Annotated in this window: 23 protein-coding genes; 18 read left to right on the top strand and 5 right to left on the bottom strand. The window is 69.4% G+C overall.

The features are described 5' to 3' along the window. Positions 1-21: 21 nt before the first annotated feature. On the bottom strand, positions 22-648 hold the full coding sequence (locus AC07RM_RS01375) for a TetR/AcrR family transcriptional regulator (protein ID WP_495332402.1): 627 nt from the start codon (positions 646-648) through the stop codon (positions 22-24). A 314-nt stretch (positions 649-962) separates the two neighbouring features. Here AC07RM_RS01375 and AC07RM_RS01370 point away from each other — a divergent pair, with 314 nt between their 5' ends. Next, positions 963-1,934, top strand: a complete 972-nt coding sequence (locus tag AC07RM_RS01370; protein WP_495332400.1) for a quinone oxidoreductase family protein — start codon at positions 963-965, stop codon at positions 1,932-1,934. Positions 1,935-1,977: 43 nt separating this feature from the next. Next, the gene (locus AC07RM_RS01365) at positions 1,978-2,580 is read left to right on the top strand and encodes an NADPH-dependent F420 reductase (protein WP_495332398.1); all 603 of its coding nucleotides are present in this window, start codon (positions 1,978-1,980) and stop codon (positions 2,578-2,580) included. Between the two features lie 13 nt (positions 2,581-2,593). Here AC07RM_RS01365 and AC07RM_RS01360 read toward each other — a convergent pair whose 3' ends face one another. Then, a complete protein-coding gene (locus AC07RM_RS01360; protein WP_495332397.1) occupies positions 2,594-4,063 on the bottom strand; it encodes an aminotransferase-like domain-containing protein in 1,470 nt (489 codons plus the stop codon). Between the two features lie 193 nt (positions 4,064-4,256). Here AC07RM_RS01360 and AC07RM_RS01355 point away from each other — a divergent pair, with 193 nt between their 5' ends. The 6 genes from AC07RM_RS01355 (at position 4,257) to AC07RM_RS01330 (ending at position 11,911) form a co-directional block, all read left to right on the top strand. Then, a complete protein-coding gene (locus tag AC07RM_RS01355) occupies positions 4,257-5,432 on the top strand; it encodes a pyridoxal phosphate-dependent aminotransferase (protein WP_495332396.1) in 1,176 nt (391 codons plus the stop codon). 45 nt (positions 5,433-5,477) lie between these two features. Further along, a complete protein-coding gene (locus AC07RM_RS01350) occupies positions 5,478-6,359 on the top strand; it encodes a PhzF family phenazine biosynthesis protein (protein WP_495332394.1) in 882 nt (293 codons plus the stop codon). 266 nt (positions 6,360-6,625) lie between these two features. Beyond that, positions 6,626-7,186, top strand: a complete 561-nt coding sequence (locus AC07RM_RS01345; RefSeq protein WP_218159419.1) for a fimbrial protein — start codon at positions 6,626-6,628, stop codon at positions 7,184-7,186. 267 nt (positions 7,187-7,453) lie between these two features. Further along, on the top strand, positions 7,454-8,182 hold the full coding sequence (locus AC07RM_RS01340; RefSeq protein WP_495332392.1) for a fimbrial biogenesis chaperone: 729 nt from the start codon (positions 7,454-7,456) through the stop codon (positions 8,180-8,182). A 4-nt stretch (positions 8,183-8,186) separates the two neighbouring features. Then, entirely contained in the window at positions 8,187-10,874 is a 2,688-nt protein-coding gene (locus AC07RM_RS01335) for a fimbria/pilus outer membrane usher protein (RefSeq protein WP_495332390.1), read from the top strand. A 62-nt stretch (positions 10,875-10,936) separates the two neighbouring features. Then, entirely contained in the window at positions 10,937-11,911 is a 975-nt protein-coding gene (locus tag AC07RM_RS01330) for a fimbrial protein (protein WP_495332389.1), read from the top strand. Between the two features lie 102 nt (positions 11,912-12,013). Here the strand turns inward: AC07RM_RS01330 and AC07RM_RS01325 are convergent, their stop codons facing one another. Further along, positions 12,014-12,769 (bottom strand): winged helix family transcriptional regulator, encoded by a 756-nt coding sequence (locus tag AC07RM_RS01325; RefSeq protein WP_177239475.1) that lies wholly within the window; start codon positions 12,767-12,769, stop codon positions 12,014-12,016. A 500-nt stretch (positions 12,770-13,269) separates the two neighbouring features. Beyond that, positions 13,270-13,962, bottom strand: coding sequence for a glutathione S-transferase family protein (locus AC07RM_RS01320; protein WP_495332388.1), 693 nt, complete (start codon positions 13,960-13,962; stop codon positions 13,270-13,272). 185 nt (positions 13,963-14,147) lie between these two features. On the opposite strand from AC07RM_RS01320, the gene AC07RM_RS01315 reads away from it, so the two are divergent. The 6 genes from AC07RM_RS01315 (at position 14,148) to AC07RM_RS01290 (ending at position 20,456) form a co-directional block, all read left to right on the top strand. Next, entirely contained in the window at positions 14,148-14,969 is an 822-nt protein-coding gene (locus tag AC07RM_RS01315; RefSeq protein ID WP_057589825.1) for an SDR family oxidoreductase, read from the top strand. A gap of 35 nt (positions 14,970-15,004) precedes the next feature. After that, entirely contained in the window at positions 15,005-16,588 is a 1,584-nt protein-coding gene (locus tag AC07RM_RS01310; protein ID WP_495332387.1) for a class I adenylate-forming enzyme family protein, read from the top strand. Positions 16,589-16,713: 125 nt separating this feature from the next. After that, positions 16,714-17,892 carry an alpha/beta hydrolase family protein gene (locus AC07RM_RS01305; protein WP_495332385.1) on the top strand — a complete coding sequence of 393 codons (1,179 nt, stop codon included), beginning with the start codon at positions 16,714-16,716 and terminating at the stop codon, positions 17,890-17,892. After that, the gene (locus AC07RM_RS01300) at positions 17,889-18,617 is read left to right on the top strand and encodes an enoyl-CoA hydratase/isomerase family protein (RefSeq protein ID WP_495332383.1); all 729 of its coding nucleotides are present in this window, start codon (positions 17,889-17,891) and stop codon (positions 18,615-18,617) included. The genes AC07RM_RS01305 and AC07RM_RS01300 overlap by 4 nt, the downstream gene beginning before the upstream one ends. A 51-nt stretch (positions 18,618-18,668) precedes the next feature. Next, positions 18,669-19,655 (top strand): Bug family tripartite tricarboxylate transporter substrate binding protein, encoded by a 987-nt coding sequence (locus AC07RM_RS01295; protein ID WP_495332382.1) that lies wholly within the window; start codon positions 18,669-18,671, stop codon positions 19,653-19,655. A 36-nt stretch (positions 19,656-19,691) separates the two neighbouring features. Further along, on the top strand, positions 19,692-20,456 hold the full coding sequence (locus AC07RM_RS01290) for an alpha/beta fold hydrolase (RefSeq protein WP_495332380.1): 765 nt from the start codon (positions 19,692-19,694) through the stop codon (positions 20,454-20,456). A 19-nt stretch (positions 20,457-20,475) separates the two neighbouring features. Here the strand turns inward: AC07RM_RS01290 and AC07RM_RS01285 are convergent, their stop codons facing one another. Further along, entirely contained in the window at positions 20,476-21,249 is a 774-nt protein-coding gene (locus AC07RM_RS01285) for an IclR family transcriptional regulator (RefSeq protein WP_495332378.1), read from the bottom strand. 172 nt (positions 21,250-21,421) lie between these two features. Here AC07RM_RS01285 and AC07RM_RS01280 point away from each other — a divergent pair, with 172 nt between their 5' ends. Genes AC07RM_RS01280 through AC07RM_RS01265 form a run of 4 tightly spaced genes read left to right on the top strand, consistent with a single transcriptional unit; the run spans position 21,422 to position 24,826 of the window. Next, complete coding sequence (locus AC07RM_RS01280; protein WP_490879405.1) at positions 21,422-22,174, top strand: SDR family NAD(P)-dependent oxidoreductase; 753 nt, start codon at positions 21,422-21,424, stop codon at positions 22,172-22,174. A gap of 17 nt (positions 22,175-22,191) precedes the next feature. Then, positions 22,192-22,521 carry an NIPSNAP family protein gene (locus AC07RM_RS01275; protein WP_495332376.1) on the top strand — a complete coding sequence of 110 codons (330 nt, stop codon included), beginning with the start codon at positions 22,192-22,194 and terminating at the stop codon, positions 22,519-22,521. Continuing rightward, positions 22,518-23,828: a homogentisate 1,2-dioxygenase gene (gene hmgA / locus AC07RM_RS01270; protein WP_495332374.1), complete on the top strand. Its 1,311-nt coding sequence runs from the start codon at positions 22,518-22,520 to the stop codon at positions 23,826-23,828. Before AC07RM_RS01275 ends, hmgA begins: the two co-directional genes overlap by 4 nt. A 20-nt stretch (positions 23,829-23,848) precedes the next feature. Continuing rightward, complete coding sequence (locus AC07RM_RS01265) at positions 23,849-24,826, top strand: tripartite tricarboxylate transporter substrate binding protein (protein ID WP_495332372.1); 978 nt, start codon at positions 23,849-23,851, stop codon at positions 24,824-24,826. Positions 24,827-24,911: the final 85 nt, after the last annotated feature.

Below are 24,911 nucleotides of genomic sequence, written 5' to 3'. Positions count from 1 at the left end.
TCCACCGCGTCGGATGCGACATCAGGACTTCTGATCCTCCACAAGGAATCGCACGACCCTCTGCATGAGCTTCCCGACCTCCTCCTTGTTCATCTTCGGATTGCCGACGGCCCGGAACACCAGGCCGTCGGACAGGGCAACGATCACGTCGATGGTCGCTTCCAGCTCGGCCGCGGAGAGGCCGCGTGACGACGGAATCGCCTTGACGACGCCTTCGATCTTTTCGTGGATCGCTCGATCGGCGCGCTGGAAGAACTTCGCCACGCTCCTGTTCCGGGCGGACTCGGCCAGGATCTCGAGTTCGAGGGGCACGTAACGGGGGTCGGTGCGCGTGCGCACCGCATGGCTCATCTCCTCGACCAGCGCATCGGCGGGGCCCGCGACCCGGCTGCGCTCCTCGATATGGGACAGGTGCTCGAAGGCACGTCCCAGGTTCTGCTGGATCAACGCATGAATGATGGCTTCCTTGTTCTGGAAGTAGTGATAGATGTGGCCCGGGCTCATGCCGGCGACTTCGGAGATCTTCTGGATGCTCGTGCCGTGGAAGCCGTTTTGGCTGAAGCAGACCGCGGCGGCTTCCAGGACCTGGGCGCGGCGGTTCTGGCCGGCTTCGGCTTCATTGGGGTGGATGATTTTTTTTCCTGCCATTTGAACGATCCCGGGAGACCCGGCTGCGATGGTCGATGCCGCTTTGCCAGGCCCGCGGGCTGGCGCTTCTCGCGGGCATCTTAGACGGCGAGGTGCTGCCGCGAAGCCGTCGCAAGCCCGGCCATCCCTGTGCGAACGAAGCCGGGCCTCCAGACCCTCTGCGGCGAGAAACCCTGGCGAAGGTAGTGCCACAGCGACGTCGCTTCGCCATCTTTAGAATGATCATTCTAAGATCTGCCTCTGCTGTCTTCATGCGCCCTCCCGATCACCGGAAGGGGCGCACACACCGGGCAATGCCACAGGGAGAAAAAAAAGTGAACCAAGTCATCGTCGTTCGCGCGACCGGGGGACCGGAGGTCCTCGAGTTCGGGCAGGCACCCATGGCCGAACCTGGCCCCTCGCAGGTGCGCGTGAGACAGACCGCGATCGGCGTCAATTTCAGTGACACCCTCCGGCGCGCGGGCGTTCTCCCCGCGCCGATGCCGTTCGTGCCCGGCACCGAGGGCGTCGGCGTGGTCGTCGCGGTCGGCGCGGAGGTCACGGACATCGCGCCGGGCGACCGCGTCGCCTACCGCAGCGCCAGCGGAACCTATGCGCAGGAGTGCCTGGTGCAGGCGGACCATGTCATTGCCGTGCCCGACGACATCGACGATCGGCAGGTCGCCGCCATCCTGTCCAAGGGCTTGTCCGCCTGGTGCCTGCTGTTCAAGGCGCGGCCGATCGCGGCGGGCGACACCCTCCTCTATCACGGCGCCACGGGCGGCGTGGGGCATATCGCATGCCGATGGGCCAGGTCGCTCGGCGCGCGCGTGATCGGCACGGTCGGTTCGGCCGGCAAGATGGCCGTGGCCCGCGCCAACGGTTGCGACGAGGTCATCGACTACAGCGAGGAAGATTTCGTGGCCCGGGTGCTCGAATTGACGGCGGGCCAGGGCGTCGATGTCGTGTACGACGGCGTCGGCAAGAAGACATTCCTGCCGTCGCTCGATTGCCTGCGGCCGTTGGGATCGATGGTGAGCTTCGGCTTCAGTTCGGGCCCGACGCCGCCCGTCGATGCCAGCCTCCTGATGGCCAAGGGTTCGCTGTTCCTCACGGGGCTGTCGTCCTCCCACTACCTGATGACCCGCGAAGCCTTGCTGGCGGGCGCCGACGCGCTGTTCGACGCGTTCAGGTCGGGCCGCATCACCGCCGCCATCGATCGCAGCTACCCGCTGAAGAACGCCGCCGCGGCCCACCGCGCCATCGCGGCGCGCGAAGTCATGGGCTCGGTCGTTCTCATTCCTTGACGCGCGGACAGCTTCAATCACGACAGTGGAAGGACACGGACCCATGGCCATCGGCATCATTGGAGCGGGCAGGATCGGAAAGGCGCTCGCGGCGCAATTCACGCGGGCCGGCTACGAGGTCGTCCTCGCCAACAGCCGGGGGCCGGATTCGCTGGCCGACCTCGTCGGGCAGCTCGGCCCCAGGGCACGCGCGGGCACGGCAGCCGAGGCCGCCGCCGAACCGACGGTGGTCCTCGCACTCCGGTGGAGCCATCTTCCCGAGGCCCTGCCGACCCTGGGATCGCTGGCCGGAAAAATCGTCATCGACACCAGCAACCCGTACCTGGAGAGGAACGGCCAGCTCGTCGTCGCCGACCTTCGTGGCCGCAGCTCGAGCGAGATCGTGGCGGATCTCGTTCCGGGCGCCAGGCTGGTCAAGGCCTTCAACACGCTGCCGGCGGCACTGCTCGCGGAAGACCCGCAACAGCAGGGCGGGCGACGCGTGATCTTCGTGTCGGGCGATCACGTGGATGCGAATGCGCAGGTGGCGTCGATGATCGCCACCGTGGGTTGGGTGTCGATCGAGCTCGGGGGCTTGTCGACCGGCGGCAGGCTGCAGCAAGGGCGCGGTCCGTTCTCCGGCCTCGATCTGCTGCGTCGAGGCTGAGGGCCGCCGACATTCAGATGTGTTGTCGGCGAGCCAGTGTCCCCAGCCGCCGAACCCCCTCCTCGATCCGCTCGCTCCAGCTCCAGCCGGCGCTCAGTCGCAGGCAGTTGCGAAAGCGCCGGCTCGCCGAGAAGACATCGCCCGGCGCGAAGCAGATGCCGAGCTCGAGCGCCGCGTCGAACAGCGCGCGCGAGTCGAAGCCGCGCGGCAGTTCGACCCACAGCGCGAAGCCTCCGGCGGGCCGGCTGACGCGTGTCTCGGCCGGAAAGCTGGCCTCGATGGCGCGGGTCAGTTGCCGCAGGTTCTCTTCGAGCAGGCGGCGCAGCCGGCGCATGTGCGCGTCGTAGGCGCCGCTGGCCAGGAAGTCGGCGAGCGCGACCTGCGGCAGCACCGGGCTGCAGAGGCTGAAGGCGAGCTTGCGGTCGACCACCTGCTGCGCGTACTTGCCGGGCGCGATCCAGCCCACGCGGTAGCCGGGCGCGAGGCTTTTCGAGAACGAGCTGCAGTAGAGGATGTTCGCGCCGCCGTCGAGCGCGATGAAGGGCGTGGGCCGTTCGCGCGCGAAGTGGATGTCGCCGTAGACGTCGTCCTCGATCAGCGGCACGTCGTGCCGCGCGAGCAAGGCCAGCAGCTCGCGCTTGCGTGCATCGGGCATCGAAACGCCCAGCGGATTGCTGAAGCTCGACGACAGCAGGCAGGCCGCCACCGGGCCGGCGTCGAGCAGCCGAGCGAAGGCCTCGATGTGGATGCCCTCGACGGGATCGGTGGGCAGCTCCAGCACCTTGAGGCCGAGCACCTCGAGCGTGTGGAGAAAGCCGAAGTAGGTGGGCGACTCCACCGCGATGGTGTCGCCGGGCCTGGCGACGGCGCTCAGCGCGAGCGTGAAGGCTTCGGTGCAGCCGTTGGTGATGACCACGTCGTCGGGCGACAGCGCATGCCCGATGCGCATCGCGCGCCGCGAGATCTCGCGGCGCAGCCGCGGGTCGCCGCGCGGCGTGCCGTAGACGTTGTGGCGATCGCCATGCTGGCGCGCGGCACGCGCGAGCGCGAGGTCGAGCCGGTGGGAGCGCAGCAGGGCCGCGTCGGGCACCGCGCAGCCCAACGGCACGAGCGCCGGGTTGGAGGCGTGCTCGAGCAGGGCCGCGACGGCGCCGCTGATCGACACGGTCGAAGCCTTCGAACGCAGGCGCGAGGCCGAGGGCAGCGCCAGCGTTCCGCCCTGCGTGGCGGCGACGTAGAAGCCCGACTGCGGCCGCGCGACCAGCACGCCGCGGTCTTCGAGCAGGCGGTAGGCCTGCAGCACCGTCGAGATGCTGATGCCGTGCTGCTCGCTGACGGCGCGCACCGACGGCAGGCGCTCGCCGGGCGCGAGCGTGCCGTTGTCGATCGTGTCGACGATGAGTTCCGCGAGCTGCTCGTAGCGATGGGGAGCGGGCGCGCTGCCGGCCGCTTGCCTGTTGCGCTGAAGGGTGCCTGTGTTCATGGGGAGCTCGTGCATGACGAGGTTCGATTGTGGGCGAACCGGCTTCCGAAGGCACGCAAACTGTACTGGTCCGAATTCGCGGAAATTGTGGCTGTTCCGATGGCCCGGCGATCACTAGCATGGCCCGTATTCCCTGCTGCCCGACACGCCCCGGGCGCTGGATGACCCTCCCACCTGGGCGACCTGGAAACGAATGACAGTGCTTGAACACGAAGCCCCCGCGGCGGCGCAGCCCGAGTGGCGCGGCCGCTTTCCCTACAACGAGATCATTTCCCTGCTCGACGTGAACCGGCCGTTCAACCTGGCCGAGAGCACCTCGCAGGACCTGACGGTCGGCGACGTGCTCGACATGGCCGGGCTCGAGACCTTGCGCGGCCTGAAGCTGGGCTATGGCCGCTCGGCCGGCTCGGTCGAACTGCGCGAGGAGATCGCCAAGGCCTGCGGCGTGCCCGCCGAGCAGATCGTCACCACCCAGGGCACGGCGCTCGGGCTGTTCCTGCTGGCCTTCGAGGTCTGCCGGCCCGGCGACGAAGCGGTGCTCGTGACGCCCTGCTTTCCGCCGAGCCGCGACTGCCTGCGCGGCGCGGGTGTCACCGTGCGCGAGGTCGGGCTGCGCTTCGAGAACGGCTACCGGCTCGACCTGGACGCGATCGCGGCCAGCCTGTCGCCGAAGACGAGGCTCGTGAGTCTCGCCTCGCCGCAGAACCCCAGCGGCGTGCGCACGCCGCGCGCCGCCATCGAGCAACTGCTCGCGCTGCTGCAGAGCCAGGCGCCGCAGGCCCTCCTGTTCATCGACGAGACCTACCGCGAGGCCGGCTACGGCGACGAGGCCGTGCCCGAAAGCCTGGCCGCGCTGCATCCGCGCATCGTCACGGGCGCCTCGGTGTCGAAGGCGCTGGGCGCGCCGGGCCTGCGCACCGGTTGGCTCACGGTGCCCGACGCGGACCTGCGCGCGCGGCTGGTCGTGGCCAAGATGAACACCGTGATCTCGGGCTCGGTGCTCGACGAGGCACTGGCCACCGCGCTGCTGCGCCATCGCGAACCCGTGCTCGCGCCGCGCCGCCGGCTGCTCGCCGAAGGCCTCGCGGCACTGGCGGCCTGGTGCGAGGCCGAGCGCGAGCGCATCGAATGGATCCGCCCGGACGGCGGCGCGCTGTGCTGCCTGCGCCTGCGCGCCGATCGCTTCGACGACAACGCGGTCGCGCGCTTCTGGCAACTGCTGCCGGGGCATGAATTGCAATTGGCCTCGGGCGCATGGTTCGGCGAGAGCGAGCGCGTCTTTCGCCTGGGCTTCGGCTACCTGCCGCCCGACCGCCTGGCCCCCGCGCTGTCGGCCCTGTCGACGGTGCTGGACGCTGCTGCGAAGTGAATCCACGAAACTGACCCACGCAACGACGTCCCCCTGGAGCCCCGCATGAAACAACCCCATCGCTACACCGTGGTCGACGTCTTCACAGCCACGCCGCTGGCCGGCAATCCCGTGGCCGTGGTGTTCGACGCCGACGGCCTGGACACCGAGGCCATGCAGGCCATCGCGCGCTGGACCAATCTCTCGGAAACCACCTTCTTGTTGCCGCCCACCGTGCCCGAGGCCGACTATCGCCTGCGCATCTTCACGCCGCGCAACGAACTGCCCTTCGCGGGCCATCCGACCCTGGGCAGCGCGCATGCCTTCCTCGAAGCCAAACGCGGCACGCTGCGCGACGGCGGCCGGCTGGTGCAGCAGTGCGGTGTCGGCCTCGTCGACGTGACGGTGGAGGACGGCCCCGAGGGCCGCGAACTGGCCTTCGCCCTGCCCTCCGCGCGACTGGCGCCGCTGGCGGCCGACGACCTCGCGGAGCTCGGGCGCATCCTGGGCCGCCAGCCGAACCCCGAGGCCGCGCCGGCCATCGTGGACGTGGGCCCGCGCTGGGTCGTGCTGCCGCTGGCCGACGCGGCCACGGTGATCGACCTGCAGCCCGACTTCGCGCGGCTCGCGGCCTTCGAGCGCCGTCTCGGCGTGACCGGCCTCATCGTGTACGGCCGCTATGCGCAAGGCGAGGTGGCGATGGAGGTCCGGGCCTTCGCGCCCTCGAGCGGGGTCGAGGAAGACCCCGTCTGCGGCAGCGGCAATGCCAGTGCGGCGGCCTTCCAGTGGGAACGCGGCCTGCTGCCGCCCGACGGCATCGCCTACGTGGCCGCGCAGGGGCGCTGCGTGGGACGCGATGGGCGCGTGAAGGTGCGCGTCGATGCCCACGGCAAGGTGCGCGTGGGCGGTGCCTGCGTGAGCTGCGTGGAAGGCACGCTCGCGCTGTAGCCCTGGCTGGCGCGCCGTCCAGCGGATTGACGCGTCCTGCGTCGATGAGCACCGCGGAGCACGTGCCTGGAAATTTCCAGGCTGCGGAGCGGATTTTTAATTGAATTAGCGCCCGCTAATGGTTCTAAGGATTGGCTTGGAGAATTAATCGTATTACGCGGTTTTGTTTTTCGACGCGACCAATAAATATGAATGAATGAATAGGATCTCGGCTGTCTGCAATTGGCTTTGCAGGCAATTTCCTGTTTTCATTCTTAAGGTAAACAATGTCGAAGAAAATCATCTCTCGCTTCGCTGCGATCGCAACCGTCGCCGCCATGTCGCAGGCGGCCCTGGCTGCCGACGGCCAGATCAACTTCACCGGCGAAATCACGGACAGCATCTGCTCCCTGACGCCCGACAGCCAGAACCTGACCGTGCCGCTGGGCAAGGTGAGCCGCACCGCGTTTCCGACCGTGGGAACGGGTTCCACCCCGGCCAAGTTCACCCTGAACCTGGCCGATTGCCCCGCGGGCAGCAACAAGGCCAAGGTGACCTTCTCGGGCACGGCCGACAGCCGCAACGTGGATCTGGTGGCGATCGATGGCTCCGGCACCGGAACGCCGGCGGCCCAGGGTGTGGGCATCCAGATCGGCGACTGGGAAGGCCAGAAGATTGCGCTGGGCTCGGCCTCGCGCGAATACGCCCTGGCCCAAGGCACGAACAAACTGCAATTCCAGGCGCGCTATGTCTCGACCTTGCCGCTGACGGGCGGTTCCCCGGCCGATCCCGTGCTCAAGTCGGGCCCGGCCAATGGCACCGCGCAATTCACGGTGGCCTATAACTAATTAGGCACCACGGCATGAGGCCCTCGCGGCCTCATGCCGTCATGGGCGCGCTGTCCCGCGGTGCAATGCCGCGCTCTTTTCGCGCCTTCGTCTTCCGTTGATTTTTTTCCTTTGGGGCGCCTCTACCGGCGCGTCGGAGTGCTTGCGCGCGCGCGTCGTCGACGTGGGTCGCGCCGAGGAACAGATATGTGCAGCAATGAACGAATTCGGTGGGCGCTCGGCATCCTGGCGATGCTCTGCCTCCAGGGGCCGGCGAGCGCCAGCGTGATGCTTTCCGGCACGCGCGTGATCCTCCACGAGACGCAGCGCGAAACCTCCCTGCCGATGAAGAACACCGGGACCTCGCCCTATGTGGTCCAGGCCTGGGTCGATGCCGGCGACGGCAGGAGCAAGACCCCGCTGGTCGTCACGCCGCCGCTGTCGCGGCTCGATCCCGGCAAGGAAAACCTGCTGCGCATCATGCGTGTCGGCGGCGAGCTTCCGGCCGATCGCGAGTCGGCGTTCTGGCTCAACGTCAAGGAGATTCCCCAGACGCCGAATCAGGAGAACGTGCTGCAGGTGGCGATACGCAGCCGGCTCAAGCTGTTCTACCGGCCCACGGGCCTTCCGGGCTCGGCCACGGAGGCGCGTGCGCTGCTCAAGTGGACGGTGAGCGCACCGGCACAAGGCCAGGGCGCGGTGCTGAAGGTCGGCAATGCGAGCGCCTTCCACGTCACCCTGCTGAAGCTGACGGTCAACCAGGGGCAGGGCCCCGAAGGGAAGGACCAGGAGGAACTCGACGCGGGCATGGTGCCGCCGTTCGGCGAGCTGAGCTTTCCGATCCAGACGCTGAAGGCGCCGCGCGCCGTGCAGATCAACTTCACCACGATCAACGACTACGGCAGCGAATCGCCCGAGGAGTTCGTCAAGGTGCCCAAGGGCGCCGAACCCGTGCCCTTGAAGGCCGAGCCGGCTCGCGCGCCCGCGGCTTCGTCCAGCGGCGGTGCGCAGCGCTGAGACCATGACACGCACTCATCCCCTGCGGGTGCGCGCGCGCGTGCCCTTTCGCCTCGGCCTGTGCGCCGCCGTGCTCGGCGCGTGGGGCGCTCCCGTCATCGCGCAGCAGTTCGCCGCGTCGTCCTTCAATCCGAGCTTCCTTGGCGTGGGTGGCGACCAGCAGAATGCCGACCTGTCGCTCTTCGCCTTCGGCAATCGGGTGCTGCCGGGCTCGTACACCGTCGACGTCTCGCTCAACGAGCGACGCGCCGGGCAGGCCACGATCCGTTTCGACGCCAAGGAGGGTAGGAACGACGCCGAGCCCTGCCTCACGCGCGCCATGCTCGATGCATGGGGCGTCAACGTGGCGGTGTTCCCGGCCTTGATGGCGCTGGCCGACGAGGCCTGCGTCGATCTGGGCGCGGCCATTCCCGAAGCCTCCTTCGGCTACGACGTCGACAAGATGCACCTGCGCATCGACATCCCGCAGGCGGCGATGAAGCGCTCGGCGCGCGGGGCCGTGGACCCCGGCATGTGGGACCGGGGCATCACGGCCGGGATGCTCGACTACCAGGTCAACGTCGCCCGCTACGGTGGCGACGCCTACCGTCGCAGCGCCGATCCCTTCGCCACGCCGCGCAGCGTGTTCGACGGCAACCCCTTCCCCGGGCCCGACAGGCAGCCTCGGCGCGACACCCTGTTCGTCGGCTTGCGCGGCGGCTTCAACCTCGGCGATTGGCGCTTTCGCCATTTCTCGACCTACAACCGCGGCATCGATGGCGCGGGCCGATGGCAGGCCGTCAACACCTATGCCCAGCGCGACCTGTTGCCGCTCCAGGCGCAATTGCTGATCGGCGATGGCAGCACGCCCGGCAACCTGTTCGACAGCATTGCGTTTCGCGGCGTGCAACTGGCCACCAACGAATCGATGCTGCCCGACAGCCAGCAGGGCTACGCCCCCACCATCCGCGGCATTGCACAGACCCATGCGCGCATCACGGTGCGGCAGAACGGCTACACCATCTACAGCACCTTCGTGGCGCCGGGCGCCTTCGTGATCGACGACCTCTATCCCACGGCCTCGAGCGGCGACCTCGAGGTGAGCATCGTCGAGGCCGATGGCCGGGAGACCCGCTACATCCAGGCGTTCTCCGCGGTGCCCACGCTGCTGCGCGAAGGCACATGGCGCTATTCGGCCACGCTCGGCAAGTACCGCAGCGCTCGCGGCCAGAGCTTGTCCTTCTCGCCCGACTTCCGCGATGGCGGTCTGTCGTTGCTGCGGGCCTGGCAGCGGTCATCGCGTGCCGAACCGACCTTCGCGCAAGGCACGGTGGCACGTGGCCTGGGCAACGGCTACAGCGTCTACGGCGGACTGATCGCCTCGGGGCGCTACCTGTCGGCGATGGCGGGCGTGGGCAAGAACATGCGCGCCTTCGGTGCCGTGTCCGCCGACCTGTCGGCCGCGCGTGCCTCGGTGTCGACGCCGCTGCTGGCCGAGCAGCACTACAACGGCCAATCGGTGCGGTTCCTGTACGCCAAGGCCTTCGATGCGGGAACCACCGTGCGCGTGGCGGGCTATCGCTATTCGACCAGCGGCTACCGCACTTTCCAGGAGGCCGCGGACATGCAGGGACTGGACCCGCTGGAACGTCTCCACAACCGCCGCAACGAACTGCGGCTGGAGTTGTCGCAACGTCTGGGCGACCGGGGCTCGGTGTTCGCCTCGGCGCGTCAGCAAAGCTATTGGGGAACCGGCGCCAAGGACAGCCTGGTGCAGATGGGCTACTCGGGCAGCTTCAAGCAGTTCGGCTACAGCATCCACTACAACCGCAGCACCAGCCAGGGTCGTGCGCCGAACAACCAGATCATGTTCACGTTGAGCGTTCCGCTCGGCGGCTCCGCGGCCAGCGTCCAGTATTCGGTATCGCACGAGCGCAACGGCGGCACCAGCCAGCAGGCCAGCGTGTTCGGCACCGCGCTCGAGGACGCCCGCCTCACCTACAACCTGTCGGGAAACCGCATCGAAGCCCAGGGGTCGACCAGCCATGCGAGCCTCAGCTACCTGTCGCGAATCGGGCGTTTCGAGGGCGGGATTTCGCAGAATTCCGGCCATCGGCAAGCCACCTTCGGCATGGCGGGCGGGCTGCTGTTGCATGGCGATGGCCTGACCCTGGCGCAACCGCTGGGCGACACCATCGCCCTGGTGCATCTGCCCAAGGCCTCGGGCGTGGGCATCGAATCGCAACCCGGCGTGGCGACCGACGGCGCAGGCATCGCCGTCGTCTCCAATCTTTCGCCCTATCGGATCAACCGCCTGGCCGTGCGCACGCAGGACCTCGGCGACACCGTGGAAGTCCGCAACGCCGCGACCGAGGTTGTGCCCACGCGCGGTGCCGTGGTGCGCGCGACCTTCGAGACCGCGGTGGGCCATCGGCTGATGCTGACGCTGACGCGGGGCAACGGAGAGCCCATGCCCTTCGGTTCGCGCATCGAGAACGAAGCGGGCCAGGAGATGGGCATCGTCGGTCCCGATGGCCAGGCCTTCGTCAGCGGGGCCGAGCCGGCCGGGACGCTGACGGTGATCTGGGGACGCCGCACGGGCGACCGATGCAGCGTGTCCTACGCGCTGCCCGAAGAAACCAGTCCGCCGCCGATCCGCGAGATCGCGGGACAGTGCGACGCGGACATCAACGCCGAGAGGAAAACAGAATGAGAAATTGGCATCGTCGATCCGACCATCGAGCGGCGGCCATTGGGTGGAAGGTGTCGCGCCTCGTGCTGCTCCTCGCCACGCTGTGGCTGGCGGGCATGCAGGGCGCATGGGCGGCGTGCGTGCGTTACCCAGGCGCCTACGAACACATCGTCTACATGAACATGGGAAATGTCTACGTTCCCGACGGACTGGCGGTCGGAGGAACCATCAAGACGCAAAGCTTTCCCATCTGGGTCAGCGGCACCGGCGATCTCATGTTCAATTGCCGGGGCGGCGGTTATGTCCACGGAACGGTGCTGCAGGGCTCGCCCGTACCGGGCTTCTTCAACGTCTACTCCACGCAAGTGCAGGGCATCGGCATCCGGCTCTCGCGCGTCGTTGACGGCTCCTTTCTCGTCTACTACCCGCACACCATGGTAACCCCCAGTGGCACCGGTCAACTGGCTGCGGGCACGTCGTTCCAGGTGGAGTTGATCAAGACGGCCGACAGCACCGGCAGCGGCTCGCTGGCAGGCGGAACCTACACCCGCTACTACGGCGATGGCGAGCCTTACTGGTCGGCGTTGACGACCATTCTCTCGGGGGATGTCAGCGGCATCACGATCATCACGCCGTCGTGCTCCGTCGATGCGGGTTCGCGCAACATCCCGGTGGAATTCGGGCGCGTGTCGCTCAGCAACTTCAAGGGGATGGACTCCACGACGGGCGATCGAAGGTTCAGCATCAAGCTCCGGTGCCAGGCGAATCCGAACCTGCAGAAATGGGTGGACCTGCGCATGGATGCGACGCAGGACCCGTCGAACCGGCAGGGGGTGCTGAGGATCACGCAGGGCGGCGCGGGCATTGCGACGGGCGTGGGCATCCAGCTCCTGGGTGGCGATGCCCAGCCGGTGCGCTTCGGCAAGGGCATGCAGGTCGGCCCGATGAAGAACGGCAGCTACGACGTGCCCTACACGGCCCGCTACTACCAGACCGCCGCGAGGATCCGGCCGGGCCGCGCCGACGGCACCGCGACCTTCACGCTCGAATACCGCTGAGACAGTCGGCGTTCGTCGCGTGGGCAGCGCGCCTTCGGGTGGCGCCTGCCCACGCGCTGCTTTCGGGCCCAGCGCGGCGGCGATGGAGAAGCGCCCCGGGCGCTACGAAGTGAATGGCGAGCCCAGCACGACCAGGCGATAGCCGATCCCGTAGATCGTGAGGAGCTGAACCCCCCTGTGCGGCCCGAGTTCGAGCTTCTTGCGCAGGCGCGTCATGTGCACGTCGAGCACGCGCGAGCCGGGATTGGCGAGCCGATCGAAAAGCCGGGTTTCGATCTCTTCGCGGGTGATGACCTTGCCGAGGTTCTCGAACAGGATGAGCGCGATGTCGAACTCGCGCGGCTGAAGGCGGACCTCCTCGCCATCGACCATCACGATGCGCCGCAATCGCTTGAAGTAGTAGCCGCCGCAGACCAGGTCCTGCTCGGCCGGCAGATCGACGGGGGCCTGCTTTCGCGATTGCAGCAATTGCAGTCGCATCGACAGCTCCGCGCCATTGACGGGCGCGGTGACGAACTCGATGCGTTCGCTGTTGAGCGGTTCGTCGTTGAAGGTGGAGGCCACGTTCATCGCATCGCGCGATATGACGACCAGGACCGGCAGTTTCACCATGCCGCGCAAGCTGGCCCAGCGTCGCTGGTTCCATGCCTTGTCCGCGCATGCGACCAGGGCATCGTACCGACGCCCCAGGGAGATCGAATCCCACAGGGCCTGCACCGAATCGAACGCGGCCGAGGTGAAACCCTGCGAATCCAGCGCGGTGCGCAAGGGACCGCGCTCATGGTCGTCGCCGAAGATCAGGGCCAGGGAGGAAATGGATTGGAGCGTGGACGGCTTCGTGTTCTTGCTCGACGTCATGGTGCACGGCCCTCCACACCTCGCATGGAGCGCTCGCTGCGTACGCTCGGCAGGTCGGCGGGCTCGCGACATGCGCCCTCACCTGATCTTGCTGCTGATTCCCTCATCCCCTGCCCCGCGCGGCTTCGGCCGCTTATGTCTGTTTATAAAAAGTGAAATTTAAAAAATGAGAGTGAATACTCATTTCCATCGCAATGCATTATCAATCTTGAGTCTGGATGGGGTGAGCTCCGGATAAGGATTTTGTGGATTTCTTGTGATTATGAACTATATAAATGATCGATATGAGGGAAATTATATTCTCTCAAAAGCTAATTTGCTGAATCTATATTAACAATTGCGAGCGTACAAGTGCATGTGGAATTAAGGGGTTTATTTAAATTTTGTTTTCATTCGCGCGAAGAACATTTGCAAATGCTTCGAGTTGCGAATGAGTTGATAACTTGTCGGAATCGGCCGCCGGTCTCGAGGCAGCGGGCGGACGATCCGTTGCTCGCGGGTCAGTCGTGCGCCCGCGGCCGCCGGCCGGTGCCCACGCCGGCGGTCGGCACCAAAGGCAGGCCCAGCCGCGCGGCCGTCTCTTCCTGCACCGCCATCGCACGCTCGAAGCCTGCGCGCGCACTCAGCCGCGACCAGTACGCGCCCACCGCCGGACCGAAGCGCTCGTGCAGCCCCAGCACGCGCGCCAGCATCAGGGCGTAGCCGAGCGAGATGTCGGCGGCCGTGAAGCGGCCGGCGCAGGCGAAGTCCTGCGTCTCGAGCAGCTGCTCGATCGTCCGCAGGCGGCCGTGGAAGAACTGCGCATAGTCCTGCGCGGCCTGGGGCAGCCGGCGCTCTGGCGGCTCGAGCGTGCCGTAGCGCAGCACCAGGGCCTGCGGAAAGGTCAGCGAGGCCTCGCCGAAGTGCAGCCAGTTGAGGTACTGCGCATAGCCGGCCTCGTCGCGTTCCACGTTCAGCGGCGTCGGCGCATGCAGGCTGGCCAGGTACTGGCAGATCGCCACCGACTCGTTCATGCGGATCTCGCCATCGACCAGCAACGGCACCGTGCCCTGCGGATGGATCGCGAGGTAGTCGCGCTGCAGCACGCGCGGCGGAAACGGCAGCATCTCCAGCCGGTACGGCGTGCCCAGTTCCTCGAGCATCCAGAGAACGCGGAACGAGCGGGCATTCGCGCAGTGGTAGAGCGTGATCATCGGTTGCGGGCCTCGACGCCGGGAGTGGGCCCGCCGATGGTCGCTCGCAGCGTGCCGGCGCGCCTTGCGTCGATTGGCTGAATTGCCGCGCGCCGCCATGCCAGCCAGTCTGCGCAAGCGCCGCCCCGCCCGGCGCGCATAGCCTGCGCATCCCGCGATCGAGCGATCGCGATTCCGGAGCGTACATGCCTTCCCTCAGATCCAAGACCCTCTTCGTCACCGGTGCGAGCCGCGGCATCGGCAAGGCCATCGCGCTGCGGGCCGCGCGCGACGGCGCCAACATCGTGGTCGCCGCCAAGACCGCGACGGCCGACCCGCGCCTGCCGGGCACCATCCACAGCGCCGCCGAGGAGATCGTCGCGGCCGGCGGCCAGGCGCTCGCGGTGGTGGTCGATGTGCGCGACGAGGCCCAGGTCCGCGCGGCAGTCGATGCCGCCGTGGCGCGCTTCGGCGGCATCGACATCCTGGTCAACAACGCCAGCGCGATCCATCTCGAGACGGTGGAGCGCACGCCGATGAAGCGCTATGACCTGATGTTCGAGATCAATGCGCGCGGCAGCTACCTCTGCGCGCAGGCCTGCCTGCCGCACCTCGAGAAGGCCGCCAATCCGCACATCCTGACCCTGTCGCCGCCGCTGGACCTGAACCCCAAGTGGTTCGCGCGCCATGCGGCCTACACCACCTCGAAATACGCGATGAGCATGCTGAGCCGCGGCCTGGCCGAGGAACTGCGCGAACGCGGCATCGCGAGCAATTCGCTGTGGCCACGCACCGTGATCGCCACCAGCGCGCTGCGCATCGCGGCGCCCGAGGTGGCGGGCCAGGCGCGCGTGCCGGCCATCATGGCCGACGCCGCCTGGCACATCCTGACCCGGCCGAGCCGCGAGCTCACGGGCCAGCTGCTGCTCGACGAGCAAGTGCTGCGCGAGGCCGGCGTGACCGACTTCGCGCCCTACCTCGTGACGCCGGGCGTCGAGCCGCTGATCGACTTCTTCGTGGAACCGTGACCTCTTCGCTTCGCCCCCCTTCAGGAGACCCTCGCATGCAGACCATCGACCCCGAACGCGCGGCCATCGCGCGCGTGTCCCTCGCCGACATCGTGCGCCGCGGCGCCCGCCGCCATCCCGGCAAGACCGCCGTGATCCAGGGCGAGCGGCGCATCAGCTTCGCCGAACTCGACGCGGGCAGCGAGCGCGTCGGCGAGGCGCTGCGCGACCAGGGATTCACGGGCCACCGCATCGCGACCCTGTGCCTCAACTCGATCGAGCACCTGAGCGCGATCCAGGCCATCCACAAGTCGGGCAATGTCTGGGTGCCGGTCAACGTGCAGCTCGACGCGGCCGCGATCGAGCACGTGCTGAGCCATGCCGAGGTCGGCGCCGTCTTCATCGACGCGCCGCTGCTCGCGGTGCCGGCGCTGCGCGCGCTGATCGAGCGCCTGGGCCTGTTGACGGTGGTGATCGGTGGCACGCAACCCGCGCCAGAGGGCACCCTGCCCTTCGACGCGCTGGCCTCGCGCGCGCCCACGCAGCCGCTGGGCGCGCCGGGCGGCGACGACGAACTCGCGCTGATCATGTACACCAGCGGCACCACCGGCAAGCAGAAGGGCGTGATGCATTCGCACCGCTCGGTGCACGGCGCGCTGCTGAGCTGCGCGCAGAGCTTCGAGGCCACCGAGCACGACGTGGTCGGCTCGGTGCTGCCGCTGTTCCATTGCGCGCAGCACACCATCAGCATGGGCGCGCTGCTGACCGGCGCCACGATCTGGCTGGCCAGCGGCTTCGATCCCGCGGCCATGCTGGCGGCGATCGAGCGCGAGCGCATCAGCTGGCTGTCGTGCCTGCCGATGATGTACGACGCGCTGATGAAGCATCCGCAGCGCCCGACCACCGATCTGTCGTCGCTGCGCCTGTGCATGTACGGCCTGGCGCCGATACCGAAGAACCTGCTCGCGCAGATCCGCAGCGAGATGTGCGCCGACGTGCGCCTGGGCACCGGCCAGACCGAGATGTACCCGCCGACCATGGTCTACCGCGCGAGCGACCATCCCGGCAAGGACGGCAACTGCTGGGGCATGTCGGTGGCGGGCGTCGAGACCGCGGTGATGGACGACGACGGCCGGCTGCTCGGGCCGGGCGAGATCGGCGAGATCGTCCATCGCGGTCCCAACGTCTTCCTCGGCTATCTCAAGGACCCCGAGGCGACGGCCGCGGCGCGCCGCTTCGGCTGGCACCACACGGGCGACATCGGCATGTTCGAGGCCGACGGGCAGATGCTGTTCCTCGACCGCAAGAAGGACATGATCAAGTCCGGCGGCGAGAACGTCTCGAGCATCAAGCTCGAGGCGGTGCTGCTGGCCCATCCCGCGGTGGGTGCCGCGGCCGTGGTGGGCCTGCCGCATCCGCACTGGGGCGAGGCGGTCGCGGCCTTCGTGGTGCGGCGCCCCGCCGCCGAAGCCTGCGGCGAGGACGAGCTGCTGGCCTTCTGCCGCGAGCGCCTGGGCCGCTTCGAGGTGCCGAAGTCGATCCGCTTCGTCGACGCGCTGCCGATGACGCCGACGGGCAAGGTGCAGAAGTTCCAGCTGCGCAGCGGGCACCTGGAGCTGTTCGCGGCGGGGCAGGGATAGCACCGCCATTCTCGTGTTCATCTATCGGACAAAGCCATGGTTTCGGGAAAGGGGTGCGCGAACAATCGATCGCATCGACGACCCGAGGCGGGATCGCGGGACACCGGTCCCGCGCCCGAAAGACCATGTTCTTCTACTTTCCCGACAACTACCGCTGGTCCCTTGCCGTGCTGCGCGCCATCGCCGCGGGCGGCCTGTTCGGCGAGATCGACTGGGCCTGCTCCCGGCTGAAGGACGCGGCGCGCGTGCAGCCCTCGGGCGACGTCGAGGCCTGGCATGGCGCCTGGAGCGAGCTCGGGCGCCAGCTCGAGCAGTCGGCCGCCGACGCGCTGGCGCGCGGCCACCGCGTGAGCGCCAGCGACTTCTCGCTGCGCGCCTCGGTCTACCACCAGTGGGCCGAGGGGCTGCTCGACCCCGACGACCCGCGCGCTGAGCAGGCCTATGCGAAGCACCTGTCGTGCTTCGCGAGCTTCGCCCGGCATCGCGATCCGGCGATCGAACTGGTCGACATCCCGTTCGAGGGCAGCGTGATCCCGGCCTACCTGGTGCCCGCCGTGGGGCGCGAGGGGCCGGGGCCGGTGGCGCTGCTGTCGGACGGCCTCGACGCGAACAAGGAGGAGATGTTCTACGTGGCGCAGAACCTCGCGCGGCGCGGCATCTCCACCCTCGCCTTCGACGGCCCGGGCCAGGGCTCGGCGCTGCGCGTGCACGGCCTGACCGCGCGCCACGACTTCGAGCGGCCGGTGACGGCCTGCGTCGACTGGCTGGTGCGCCGCGCCGACGTGGACCCCGCGCGCATCGGGCTGGTGGCCGCGAGCTGGGGCGGCTACTACGCGCCGCGCGCCGTGGCCTTCGAGAAGCGCATCAGGGCCTGCGCCGTGATGGGCGCGGTCTTCGACACCCATGCCTGCATGGTGCGGCGCGTGGGCTACGTGCCGGGCCAGGGCGCCACGCAGCTGGGCAACAGCGCGCCGCTGGGCACCACGGGCAAGCAGATCCTGCGCATCCTCGGCGTGCCGGACTGGGAGCGCGCGTTCCGCAAGCTCGAGGACTTCCGCCTCGAGGGCGTGGCCGCGCGCATCGACTGCGACCTGTTCATCGTGCATGGCGCCAACGACCGCCATGCCCCGCCCTCCGAGGCGCAGCGGCTGCTCGACGCGGTGAGCTCGCGCCACAAGCAACTGCGCGTGTTCACCGAGGAGGAAGGCGGCGCGGCGCACGTGAACCTCGACCGGCCCGAGCCCGCGCTGAGCCTGGTGTGCGACTGGATGGCCGAGCGCCTGGCGGCGGGAGAATGCACATGACCGCGGCCGACCCGAGCTGGATCGGCCACCAGGTGCGCGACGAGGTGAGCACGCTGCGCCTGCAGCGCCCGCAGGCCGGCAACCGGCTGACCAACGACATGGCGCTGGCGCTGGCCGACGCGCTCGATGCGGCGCACGCCAGCCGCGTGATCGTGCTCGAGGCCGAGGGCCCGGACTTCTGCCTGGGCCGCGAGATGGCGCCGCCCACGCCCGGCGCCGGCGTCAATGCGGCCGACGTGCTGCGTGACGACGCCGCGCCGATCCAGCGGCTGTACGAGGCCTTCGGCCGCTGCCGCGCGCCGGTGCTGGGCCTGGTGGCCGGGCGTGCCTGGGGCATCGGCATGGTGTTGGCGGCGCGCTGCGATCTCACGTTGTGCGCGCGCGACGGCAGCTTCGCGCTGCGCGAGCTCGAGCGCGGCATCCCGCCCTGCATCGCGATGGCGCCGCTGCTCGACCGCATGCCGGCCAAGGCGCTCGCGCACCTGGTCTTCGGCGCCGAACCCATCGATGCCGAGGCGGCGCTGGCCGCGGGCATCGTCGGGCGCGTGGTCGACGGCGGCAGCCTGCGCGCCGAAGGCGAGGCGCTGGTGCGGCGGCTGCTGTCCTTTCCGGCGCCGGCCGTGCAGGCCGTCAAGCAGTTCCTCGCGAGCGCGCCGCGCCATCACGAAGCCAACGCCGTGCTCCACGGCGCGAGCCTGCTGGCCAACGTGCTCGGTTCGCGCTGAACGGCGGCGCCGGAGCGGCGCGGTCGACCATCACAAGAAGGAGACATCGCCATGCGGATTCCATTCCTCGCGTCTTTCACGCCCTTCGCGCCCCTGGTGGCGGCCTTCACGCTCGCGCTCGCCTGCGGGTCCGCCTCCGCCGCCTACCCCGACAAGCCGGTGCGCGTGATCGTGGGCTTTCCGGCCGGCAGCACCGGCGACCTGATCGTGCGCATCCTCGGCCCGCGCCTGTCGCAGGGCTTGGGCCAGCCCGTGATCGTGGAGAACCGGCCCGGTGCCGGCAGCAGCATCGCCGCCGAGGCCGTGGCCCATGCCGCGCCGGATGGCCACACGCTGCTGCTGAGCACCACCGCGAACGTCATCAATCCCAGCCTGTATCCAAACCTGCGCTTCAGCTTCGTCAAGGACCTGGCGCCGGTGAGCCTGCTGGCCGAGGCGCCCTCGGTGCTGATCGCGCGCGCCGACCTTCCCGCGCGCACGGTGAAGGACCTGATCGCCGCGGCCGCCGCGGCGCCCGGCAAGTTCAGCTACGGTTCCTCGGGCAACGGCACCTTCACCCATCTCTATGGCGAGGCCTTCAACCAGGCGACCCAGGTGCAGCTGACCCATGTGCCCTACAAGGGCAGCGCCCAGGCGCTGACCGACGTGGTCGCGGGCCGCGTGGACCTGGCCTTCACGCCCGCGGCGCCGGTGCTGGCACAGATCCAGGCCGGGCGGGTCAAGGCGCTGGCGGTGATCGGCCGGCAGCGCATGGCGGCCCTGCCGCAGGTGCCGACCTTCGCCGAGGCGGGCATCGCCGACTTCGACGCCGCCCTGTGGTTCGGCCTGCATGCGCCCGCGGGCACGCCGGGCGCCGTGGTCGACCGGCTGGCGGCCGAGCTGCGCAAGGTGCTGGCCGATCCCGAGGTGCGCCGGCAACTCAACGACCAGACCGTCGAGCCGATCGCCGGCACGCCGGCCCAGTTCGCGGGCATCATCGCGAGCGAATCGGCGCGATGGGCCAAGGTGATCGCCACCGCGGGCATCAAGGTCGATTGAAGCCACCCCCCATTCCCCGGCACGAAGGAGACACACATGACACTGGGCCACGAGATCCGGGGCCACGGCCCGCAGCGCGTGATGGTCCTGCACGGCTGGTTCGGCGACCACCACGCCTGGGCGCCGACCTATGCGCTGCTCGACGAGCAGGCCTTCACCTACGCCTTTCCCGACTACCGCGGCTATGGCGCCTCGCGCGCCATCGAGGGCCGGCACACGATCGCGGAGATCGCGGCCGACGCCCTCGCGCTGGCCGATGCGCTGGGCTGGGAGTGCTTCTCGCTGCTGGGCCACTCGATGGGCGGCATGGTGGCGCAGCAGGTCGCGATCGATGCGCCCGAGCGCATCGCGGCCGCGGTCTGCGTGACGCCGGTGCCGGCCTCGGGCGTGCCGCTGCCACCGGAGGTCGCGGCGCTGTTCGCCGCGGCCGGCACGGACGAGCGCGCCGCGTTGGGCGTGATCGATGCCTCGCTGGGTTCGCGCCTCACGCCCGCCTTGGCGCGCGGCATCCTCGCGCACCAGCGCGCCACGTCCGAGCCCGGCGCCTTCGCGGACTACTTCCAGGCCTTCTCGGCCACCGATTTCTCGGACCGCGCGGCCGCGTTGCGCGCGCCGCTGCTGGTGCTGGTGGGCGAACACGACGGGGGCGTGTCGCCCGACTTCGTGCGGGCCACCTTTCCGCGCCTGTACCCGCATGCGCGGATCGAGACGCTGCCGAATGCCGGGCACTACCCGATGCTCGAGACGCCGGCCTACCTGGTGACGCGCTGCGAGGCCTTCCTGCGCGAGCACGGCGGCTGAAGCGCCAGTCGCGCCCTTTTCAGGCCTTGCGCTTGCGCAGCAGGATCTCCACCGACTGCGTGGCTTCGCGCAGCATGCCGGCCACCTGCGCGATGCGGCGCTGGCCCAGGCGCTGCGAGAGCGCGGCGACGCTCAGCGCACCGATGGCCTGCCCCATCGAATCGCGAAAGGGCACGCCGACCGCCTTCACGCCCAGGCTCACGCGGTTCTGGATCACGGCGGCGCCCAGGGCGCGTGCCTCCTCGCAGGCCTGCGCCAGGTCCTGCGTCGACAGCTTGCCGAAGGCGGCCAGGCTGGGCCCCACCCGTTCGATGATGTGGGCGCGCTCCTCGTCGCCGATGGCCGAGAGGATCGCCAGCCCGCCCGCGCCCACGCCCAGCGGTCGCCGGCTGCCGACCTCGAGCACCAGCGCGCGGATCGGGAAGGCGCCTTCGCGGCGGTGCATGCAGACCGCGTCGAAGCTGCTGCGCACCACCAGGTAGACGGTGTCGCCGGTCTCGCGGGCCAGCATGTCCATCGCGGGTTCGCAGAGGTCGCGGATGTCGTGCATGGTCGAGCCGGCCACGCCGAGTTCGAAGGCCAGCGGCCCGAGCTTGTAGCGGCGCAGCTCCTCGTTGAAGACCGCGAGCCGCTCCGCGGCGAGCTGGCCCAGGATGCGGTGCACCGACGGATGCGGAATCTGCGACTTCTCCGACAGCTCGGTCAGCGCCAGCCCGCGCGAGCCCGCGGTGGCCAGCAGCTTGAGGATCGCCACGCCGCGTTTGAGCGAGCCGGCATCGGAGGGCGTTTTCATGTTCGATTGATGGACAAACGACTGGTTCGAGGCGAGCCATTAGAAAACAATTCCCGCTCGTGTCCCCTTCGTGTCCCGTCTATCGGACAGCACTCGCAGCGGGTTCATCCATCGACAACGCCCCACCACCGAGGACCTCCATGAAGACAACAGCGCCGCGCGGGAGCCGCCGATGAATGCCGCCGCCACCCCCTTGGCCGGCCGGATCGCGGTCGTCACCGGCGGCAGCAGCGGCATCGGCGCCGCCTGCGTGCGCGCGCTGGCGGACGCGGGCGCGACCGTGGTCATCGGCTACAACGAAGGCGCCGAGCGTGCACGCGCGCTGCGCGAGGAGTTGCCGGGCGCCGACCACGGCACCCTGCGCATTCCGCTGACCGATGCCGCGGCGCACGCGGCCATGGCCGGCGCGCTGCAGCAGCGCTTCGGCCGCGTCGACGTGCTGGTGAACTCGGCCGGCTTCACGCAGCGCATCGCGCACGGCGATCTCGAGGCGCTGCCGCCCGCGCTGTTCGAGCAGATCCTCGCCGCCAACGTCGGCGGCCCCTACGCCATCACGCGCGCGCTGATGCCGCTGCTCCAGGCCTCGGCCGACGCGGCGGTGATCAACGTGTCCTCGGTCTCCGCCTTCACGGGGCTGGGCAGCAACCTCGCCTACTGCGCGGCCAAGGCGGCGCTCGACACGCTGACCGTGTCGATGGCGCGCGCCTTCGCGCCGGTGCGCTTCGTCGCCGTCTCGCCCGCGGCGGTCGACACCGGCTTCGTGCAGGGCCGCAACCGCGAGGAGCTGCAGAAGAAGGCCGCCACCACGCCGCTGGGCCGCATCGTGACCCCGCAGGACGTGGCGCTCGCCGTGCTGGGTTGCGTGACGCACCTGCGCACGGCCACCGGCACGCGGATCGTCATCGATGGAGGCCACAGCCTGTGAAGGGCGGGACCGCTGCCATGCTCGTCGAACAACGCACCTACACCACCCACCCCGGCCAGTGGCGCGCCTACCTGTCGCTGTACGAGGCCAAGGGGCTGGCGATCCAGCGCCGCATCCTCGGGCGCATGGTCGGCTACTACCGCACGGAGACCGGCCCGCTCAACCAGGTGATTCACATGTGGGCCTACCTCGACATGAACGAGCGCGCCGAGCGGCGCGAGCGGCTGATGGCCGATCCGGGATGGCAGGCCTACGTGGTGGAGATGCTGCCGTTGCTGCAGAGCCAGGAATCGAAGATCCTGCTGCCGGCCGCCTTCTTCACGCCCCAGTGGCAGGAGTCGCCATGAACGCGCGCACGGGCGAGACCGCAACGGTGCCCGGCTACCAGAGCGGATTCGGCAACCAGTTCGCCAGCGAGGCGCTGCCCGGCGCGTTGCCGGTGGGCCGCAACTCGCCGCAGCAGGCGCCGCTGGGCCTGTATGCCGAGCTGCTGTCGGGCACGGCTTTCACCGCGCCGCGCGATCGCAACCTGCGCACCTGGATGTACCGCCGGCGTCCCAGTGCCATGCACGAGGCCTTCGCGCGCATCGACGACGGCGACTGGCGCAGCGGCCCGTTCACCGAGGTGGAGACGCCGGCCAACCGGCTGCGCTGGAATCCCTGGCCGATGCCGGCGCGGGCCACGGACTTCATCGACGGCATCGTGACCATCGCGGGCAATGGCGAGCCGCATGCGCAGGCCGGTTCGGCGGTGCACGTCTACCGCGCCAACCGCTCGATGGCCGGGCGCTACCTCGTGAACTCCGACGGCGAGCTGCTGCTCGTGCCGCAGCAGGGCGCGCTGCGGCTGCACACCGAGCTCGGACGCCTGCAGGTCGCGCCCGGCGAGATCGCGCTGCTGCCGCGCGGCATGCGCTTTCGCGTCGAGCTGCCCGACGGCGAGGCGCGCGGCTATGCCTGCGAGAACTACGGCGCGCCGTTCCGCCTGCCCGAGCTGGGGCCGATCGGATCGAATGGCCTCGCCAATGCGCGCGACTTCCTGGCGCCCGTGGCGGCCTTCGAAGAGGACGCCGGCCCGGTGCGCATCGTCAACCGCTTCATGGGCCACCTGTGGGAAGGCACGCAGGCCGGCACGCCGCTCGACGTGGTCGCATGGCACGGCAACCTCGTGCCCTGCAAGTACGACCTGGCGCGCTTCATGGCCATCGGCACCATCAGCTTCGACCATCCCGATCCGTCGATCTACACGGTGCTGACCTCGGGCAGCGACACGCCGGGCGTGGCCAACTGCGACTTCGTGATCTTCCCGCCGCGCTGGCTGGTGGCGGAAGACACCTTCCGCCCGCCCTGGTTCCACCGCAACGTGATGAGCGAGCTGATGGGCCTGGTGCGCGGCGTCTACGACGCGAAGGCCGAGGGCTTCGTGCCCGGCGGTGTGAGCCTGCACAACTGCATGCTGCCGCACGGCCCCGATGCCGCCACCTTCGAGCGGGCCAGCACCGCCGCGCTCGCGCCGCACCGGCTCGACGACACGCTGGCCTTCATGTTCGAGAGCCGCCACGTGTTCCGGCCCACGGCGCGGGCGCTCGCCGCGGACAACCTGCAGCCCGGCTACGACGCCGTGTGGCGCGGCTTCCAGCCCGCGCGCGCCTGATTCGAGGAGACAACGAAACCATGACCACCGCCATCGCCAACCGGCGCGAACTGCTCGCCCTGGCCGCCGCTTTCGCGCTGCTGCCCCCTGCCCGTGCACAGGGCGCCTACCCCACGCGCCCGCTCCAGCTGACCCATGGCTTCGGCGCGGGCGGCAATGCCGACATCGTGTCGCGGCTGCTCGCGCAGAAGATGCAGGACGGGCTCGGGCAGCCGGTGGTCGTCGAGATCAAGAGCGGTGCCGGTGGCCTGATCGCCACCGACTTCGTGGCCAAGGCCCGGCCCGACGGCTACAACCTCGCCATGCTCACGGGCGCGCACACGGTGTCGGCCGCGCTGCGCCGCAAGCTGCCCTACGACCCGGTGAACGACTTCGCCTTCGTCTCGACCGTGACCAGCTTTCCCTTCGTCATCGCGGTGCGCGCCGAGCACAAGGCCCGCGACCTGGCCGAGCTGCTCGCGAGCGCGCGGCAGGCGCCGGGACAGGTCAGCTTCACCTCGGTGGGCGTGGGCTCGACCCAGCACATGGTCGGCGAACTGCTGGGCGTGAGCGCGGGCGCGAAGCTGCTGCACGTGCCCTACCGCGGCGGCGGCGCGCCGGTGCAGGCGGTGATCGGCGGTGACGTCGACATCCTCGCCGACACGCTGACGGTGGCGACGCCGCACATCCAGTCGGGCCGGCTGCGCGCGCTGGCGGTCACCAGCGCGCAGGCTTGGCCGTCGATGCCGGAGCTGCCCACGGTCGCGAGCGTGCTGCCGGGCTTCGAGATCCGCTCCTGGCTGGGGCTCGCGGCGCCGCGCGGCACGCCGGGGCCGGTGGTCGACCTGCTCGCGGCCCAGGTGCGCTCGGCCCTCGAGGCGCCCTCGGTCGTGGCCGCGCTGGCCGCGCTCGGCAGCGAGCCCGCGCCCTCCTCGCCGGCCCGCATGAAGGCCATGGTCGAGCAGGAGATCCGGCGCTGGAGCGAGGTGGTCGCCAAGGCCGGCATTCCGCCGCAGTGAGCGCCGCCGGCCGAATGCCGGCTTAACGCTTCCCTAACGATGGGGCGCTACGGTACTGTCGCGTTGGCGAACCAACGGGAGCCCT

Source organism: Variovorax sp. GW821-FHT09B05 (assembly GCF_059418265.1).
This window is presented reverse-complemented; position numbering and strand designations above follow the sequence as displayed.